The following is a 4,312-nucleotide window of genomic DNA, read 5'->3' as shown; positions in this document are numbered from 1 at the left end:
TACGATTGGCTGAGAGACAGGCAGGGCCGGCGCTGGAGACCCGGCCGAGACAGGAAGAGACAGTATCCCTGATGCGCATAAGCGACATCAGGGACACCAGGATACGGAACCCTGAGGGTGAGGACCTCGGTGACCTCACCGATATCGCGATTGACCGGGAGAGCGGCCGGATCATCTATGCTGTCCTCTCCTACGGCGGGATCCTCGGGTTTGGAGAGAAGCACTTCGCCATTCCCTGGGAGGCGGTCCGCACTCACCCCGGGGAGAGGGTCTTTGTCGTGGATGTGGATAAGCGGACGCTTGAGAGCGCTCCGGGTTTTGCCAGGGACGCGATGCCGCGGGAGGGGGACTGGAGCCTGGTCCGGACACTCCCGCCTGAACCGGCCGTCCAGACGATCGCGGGCGGCTGGGGAGGAGAGCCGACGGGGCAGTGGGCTAGCGAGGAGGTCAGGGCAGGGCCGCTGTCTCCCGCCCGCCTCTCCGCTGCCGATCTGCAGGTCTCCCTCAGGGGGCTGGAATACCCTGCGGGGAAAGGTGACCTGATCAGCCATGCACGGGAGCATAACGCCGCCGCCGACGTGATTGCAGTGCTCGAACGGTTCAGCGATCGGACCTACCGGTCCGCCGCCGACGTGGGCGAAGAGTTCGGCAACGTCAGGTGACGGGGTGAGTTTCTCACAGCATGCGGTTACAGGGCAACGCTTACCCCCGCATGCCCCTTTCTGCGGCGAAGATACCTGCACGGACAGCCGGATACCTGAACCAGGAAATGTTAAATAGTCTCGATGCGCATCGCCCGCTCTGCGTGAAGGTGACATTCACCTTCGAAAGTATACCAGGTGATAGGTGGTTGTAATGGCTGAAACAGTTCTGGAACAGCAGGTACGGAGGGCGGGCGGGCAGGAGTTCATGTCGTCCGACGAGATCGTGGGGAAGCGGGTGAAGAACCCGGAAGGTTACGACCTTGGTGAGATCTCAAGCCTTCGGGTCGGCCTGCCCACGGGAAGAGTGGCGTACGCGGTGCTCAGGACCGGGGGCATGTTCGGTCTCGGGGCAAAGCTCTTCGCGATCCCTATCGAAGCGATGGTCTACCGACCAGGTGACGATGTTTTTGTAGTAAATATAAGCAAGTATAAAATCGACAACGAGCCCGGCTTCACGGAAGGAGAGTGGCCCCGGGAGGCAAACTGGAACCTGATCGAGTCGACCCGACCCATGGGTCCCCCGAGCCAGGAAGAGGCGCGGGCTGTGACCCGGACGGAGCCCCCACCCCGTGAGGTCGTCACGACGGAGCGGGTGGAGGTGCGGGAGAAGCCTGCCCCCGAGGAGATGCCGATAAAAGCGGAAGAAGTGGAGAGCAGGGCCAAGGAGACGCGGCCGGTAACGGAGGCACACGCTCCGACGCTTGAGTCCATGATGAGGGCCGAAGAGGAGGGAGTGGAGGCCGAACGTCCTGTTGCAGCCCCGGAACCGTCCCCCACCCGCCTCTCCGTGGCTGACCTGCAAGACTCCCTCAAGGGGCTGGAATACCCGGCAGGGAAAGGTGACCTGATCAACCACGCGCGGGAGCAGAACGCCTCTGAGGATGTGATCGCCGCGCTTGAGCAGTTCAGCGACCGGACCTACCAGTCTGCCGCCGACGTAAGCGAAGAGTTTGGCAAAGTCAGATAACCCTATTTTTGCCGGTGGTTCGATCCCACCCGACCCCTCACGGGAAGAGCCTGGTCTGAACGGTATCCCGCCCGCCGAACGTGACACATCTCCCGGCGGCTTTTCCCCTGAGCCCGGCCCGCTTGAGATCATTGGGCCCGGTAAACGGCCGCTCTCTGCGCATCGCGAGGATCCGGTCCGCACCCTTTGGCCCGATGCCGGGGACCCGGAGGAGGTCGCGGCGCGGTGCGAGATTGACGTTCACCGGCCCTGAGGAGGCTGCAAGGACTTCTTTTGGGTCCCGGTTCCCGAAGAATCCCTCCTCATCGAGCGCCGCCCGGAGTTCATCGGCGCTGACCCCGTAGTCCCTGAGCAGGTGGTCGGCCTGGTACCACCGCCGCGCCCGCCAGCCCGGGGTGTCGGGGTGCGATGCCAGGGGGGTTCCGGGCAGGGCACGGAACGCCGAAAAGTAGATCCGGGCAGGGCGGGTCCGCCGGTACTGGTCGGCGACACAGGCGAGGATCTCCCTGTCCGTCTCATCCGCCGCCCCGACCACGACCTGCGTGGTGTGGCTGCCGGGCTTCTCCTCCGCAACCCAGGCCTGACGCTTCAGGATGTCCTGTCGGTAGTCCTTCACCCCGGCGATACTCCCGAGGCGGTCGGGGGACGTCGTCTCCAGGTTGATGCTGATCCGGTTCGCAACCCGGGCGGCGTCATGGATATCAGCCCGGGCTGCGCCCGGGAGGACCTTCAGGTGGAGGTAGCCGTCGTAGCCCCGCTGCCGCAGGATCTCCCCGGTCTCCACGATATCGTGCATAACCTCATCGACGTCCTGCGGTATCCCGGAGCTCAGGAAGAGTCCGCCGACGAGCCCCTCCCGCCAGAGGCCGAGGAAGGTCGCGGCGAGTCCTTCGGGAGAGAAACTCAGTCGCTCCCGTTGCAGGCGGATGGCGCAGTAGGCGCAGTCGTAGGAACAGGTCCCGTGAAGGAGCACTTTTAGCATCCGCCCGCACCCGCCGGCCTGGCGGTTGTAGGTGATGCAGGGCGCGGCCGAGAGGAACCTGATGCACTCCCCCGGGCTGCAGATATCAAACCTCCCGGCGGCGGTGAGGTGGGTGAGTTTCTGCTCCTGCATCGACATGCAGGAAGCATCGGCCCATGGGATGAAGAGCCTGCCGCGTGCGGGGTGAAAGTGTTTTTCTCTATATTGTGTCCGGGGGCGCAATATCCGGGTCAATTATATATTGTGGGCAATATATATGATCCCGGGAACAGCATGTTCGGTTCTCTACAAGACCAGAAAAATCATATACCACGTACCGGTGCCCAGGCCGCCTCAATGCGGCGTGCGGCAAAGAAAACGCTTCCTCCTCCCGGACGGTTGCCCGGCCGGGGATCGCGTCGCCCGCGCAAAGGCGCCCATGCCGACACCGTTGCAAAACTCGGGCGAAGCCTGATCCACCATGGCCCCTATAACGACCGTGTTTTCCTCTATCAATTGGACCAGGCAGACCTCCCCGGGATCACCGACCGGCTTCTCGCGCTCGCAAAAGACCGGGGCTACTCCCGGATATTCGCGAGGGTCCCGGCCCCGGCCCGCGATCACTTCGTAGCGTGCGGCTACACGCCCGGAGCGCGCCTCCCCGGGTTATTCCGCGGGAAGGTGGACGGCTACTACATGGCGAAATACCTCGACGCGCCTGCGGGTGATGCGGGCGAGATCGATGAGATCCTCTCGGTTGCGCGAGCAAAAGCCCGCCAGGGTGCGGCAAGCCCGGTGATCGAGCCCGGCTTCACCGCTGTCCCTGTCACATCCGAGGACGCTCCGGCGCTTGCGTCGATCTACCAGGAAGTCTTTGAGACCTACCCGGTCCCCATCCACGACCCGGCCTACCTTGCGCAGAAGATGCAGGGCAGCCTGCGGTGTTTCTGCATCCGTGAACCGGGCGGCCGTATCGCCTCGGTTGCCTCGGCGGAAGTGGATGCCGGCGGCAAATTCGCGGAGATGACCGGTTTTGCGACATTGCCTGATTACCGGGGGCACGGGTTTGCGGGGTATCTCCTGCGGCGGATGGAAGGGGAGATACGCTCGCTTGGGGTACGGACAGCGTTTGCCATCGCCCGGGCCCGCTCATACCCGGCCAACATCACCTTCGCCCGCGCCGGCTATACCTACGCAGGAACGCTTGCCGACAGCGTCAACATCTGCGGTTCTCTTGAGGACATGAACGTCTGGTACAGGCCGCTTGCCGGTTGTGAGGCAGCCTCCTCACAGGGCTGATACGGGGCAGGCGGAGTCCGTAAAATAATGTTTTGGGAAAATTATACCCTGTTTTGACGCATATCCTTCTCCAGGGATTTTTGCGGGGGCAGAGGTGGCACCGGGATCTCGGGTCCGGCGACCTCCTCCCCCGGGGGAAAAGGATATGGTATGTGCCGGACTCTGTCAACCGAGGGGGAAGAAGATGGTGAATCGGCCTGATTATGATGTTGTCGTTGTCGGGGGCGGGCCTGCCGGGAGCACCGCCGCCTACCTGCTCGGGGGATTCGGGCACCGGGTGGCCCTCCTTGAGAAGCAGAGATATCCCCGGGATAAGGTCTGCGGGGGCTGCCTCAGCCAGAAATCGGTCAGGTTCCTCGACCGGGTCTTCTCTGCGCCGGT

The 4,312-nt window shown here is 63.5% G+C and carries 5 protein-coding genes; 4 read left to right on the top strand and 1 reads right to left on the bottom strand.

The annotated features are described in order from the left end of the window. The coding region (locus tag BP858_RS02235) for a DUF2795 domain-containing protein (RefSeq protein ID WP_286878720.1) at window positions 1-662 on the top strand (662 nt) is incomplete at its 5' end. A 193-nt stretch (window positions 663-855) separates the two neighbouring features. Next, the gene (locus BP858_RS02230; protein ID WP_014866111.1) at window positions 856-1,671 is read left to right on the top strand and encodes a DUF2795 domain-containing protein; all 816 of its coding nucleotides are present in this window, start codon (window positions 856-858) and stop codon (window positions 1,669-1,671) included. A gap of 37 nt (window positions 1,672-1,708) precedes the next feature. On the opposite strand, the gene BP858_RS02225 is transcribed toward BP858_RS02230, so the two are convergent. After that, the gene (locus BP858_RS02225) at window positions 1,709-2,791 is read right to left on the bottom strand and encodes a radical SAM protein (protein ID WP_286878719.1); all 1,083 of its coding nucleotides are present in this window, start codon (window positions 2,789-2,791) and stop codon (window positions 1,709-1,711) included. Between the two features lie 198 nt (window positions 2,792-2,989). On the opposite strand from BP858_RS02225, the gene ablB reads away from it, so the two are divergent. Both ablB and BP858_RS02215 read left to right on the top strand, forming a co-directional pair. Further along, entirely contained in the window at window positions 2,990-3,931 is a 942-nt protein-coding gene (ablB, locus tag BP858_RS02220; protein WP_286878717.1) for a putative beta-lysine N-acetyltransferase, read from the top strand. A 184-nt stretch (window positions 3,932-4,115) separates the two neighbouring features. Continuing rightward, window positions 4,116-4,312 (top strand): NAD(P)/FAD-dependent oxidoreductase (locus BP858_RS02215; RefSeq protein WP_286878716.1); only part of this gene is annotated, 197 nt, incomplete at its 3' end.

The organism is Methanoculleus sp. UBA413 (genome assembly GCF_002502935.1).
Classification (GTDB): domain Archaea; phylum Halobacteriota; class Methanomicrobia; order Methanomicrobiales; family Methanoculleaceae; genus Methanoculleus; species Methanoculleus bourgensis.
Note: the sequence above shows the minus strand (reverse complement) of the source record. Positions and strands in the feature narration are given on the sequence as shown.

Bases quoted from the DNA above. Each gene is read 5' to 3' on its own strand.
- BP858_RS02230 (WP_014866111.1), top strand. From the start codon at position 856: ATGGCTGAAACAGTTCTGGAACAGCAGGTACGGAGGGCGGGCGGGCAG.
- BP858_RS02225 (WP_286878719.1), bottom strand. From the start codon at position 2,791: ATGTCGATGCAGGAGCAGAAACTCACCCACCTCACCGCCGCCGGGAGG.
- ablB (WP_286878717.1), top strand. From the start codon at position 2,990: ATGCGGCGTGCGGCAAAGAAAACGCTTCCTCCTCCCGGACGGTTGCCC.